Annotated in this window: 1 protein-coding gene; it reads left to right on the top strand. The window is 53.2% G+C overall.

Annotation, left to right across the window (positions count from 1 at the left end):
- Nucleotides 1-1308 (top strand): aminotransferase class III-fold pyridoxal phosphate-dependent enzyme (locus tag Q0140_RS11300; protein ID WP_297964650.1); only part of this gene is annotated, 1308 nt, incomplete at both ends.

Here is a 1308-nt window from a genome sequence, read left to right as displayed (position 1 = left end):
CGACGCTCATTCGGCGCAGTGTGAAATCACGCTGATCGAAGGCGCAGGCGGTATTTTCGTGCCGCTAAATCCGCGCGAGAGCTTTTTGGACGTGATGAGAGCGGTAGATGCGCCGATCGTTCTGGTCTGTAAAAACGAGCTGGGCGCTATAAACAGCGCGCTTTGCAGCGTCTATGTCCTGCGCTCGCACGGGCTTAAAATCGCGGCACTGGTTCTAAATTTTACCGACGAAAAGGACGAAATTTGCGTATCGAACGCGGCGTATCTGAAAAGCAAGCTCAAAGGCATACCCGTAATATCGCTACGCAAATTCCAAAAGGACGACTTTACAGCAGCAGCGCGCTCTTTTGAAAATTTTATCGCCTCGCTAAATTTTAACGATCCGTCGCAGATGGACGCGAGTGCGGCAAATTTAAACGAAACTGCTGCGGTAGCCTTGGATGCGGCGCAAAGCGGTCAGAAGGGTGCAAATTTAGATGAAAATTCCAAAGATCGCGAGGCTCACTGCACTTTAGGCGCAGCGCAGATCCGTAAACAAGAGAGCGAAATTAAAAGCAGCCGCGCCGCGCCGCCGCTCATGAGCATTTCAAACACGGGCCCCATTGATCTAAGCTTCGATGCGAAACATCTTTGGCACCCATACACTTCTGCGACGCATCCGCTTAAGGCGCACGGCGTGCTACGCGCCGAAGGCAATAAAATTTACACGACGCAGGGCGCGCTGATCGACGGGATGAGCTCTTGGTGGTGCGCCGTGCAAGGATACGGCAGCGAGGCGTTAAATGCCGCGGCGACCGCGCAGATGAAGGAATTTTCTCATGTGATGTTCGGCGGGCTTACCCACGCGCCCGCGATAAATTTAGGCAAAAAACTACTCTCGATGTTGCCGCAGTTTGATCGCATCTTTTACGCGGACAGCGGCTCAGTAGCGGTCGAGGTGGCGTTGAAAGCGGCGATCTGCTATCAGCAAAACGTATCGCCTAAAAAGAATAAAATTTTAACCGTCAGAGGCGGGTATCACGGCGATACGTTCGGCGCGATGAGCGTTTGCGATCCGATCACCGGCATGCATTCGCTATTTAGCGGCATCTTGGCGCGTCAAATTTTTGCACCGCGCCCGAGCTGCCGCTTCGACGCGCCGTTTGACCCATCTAGCACGGATGAAATTTCTAAAATTTTTAAAGAAAACAAAGATGAGATCGCGGCCATCATCATCGAGCCCGTCGTCCAGGGAGCCGGCGGGATGTGGTTTTACCATCCGAAATTTTTAGACCGCCTCCGCGAGCTATGCGACGAAGCGGACGCGGT

Origin of the sequence: uncultured Campylobacter sp. (genome assembly GCF_938045405.1) — a bacterium.
Classification (GTDB): Bacteria; Campylobacterota; Campylobacteria; order Campylobacterales; family Campylobacteraceae; genus Campylobacter_B.
This window is presented reverse-complemented; position numbering and strand designations above follow the sequence as displayed.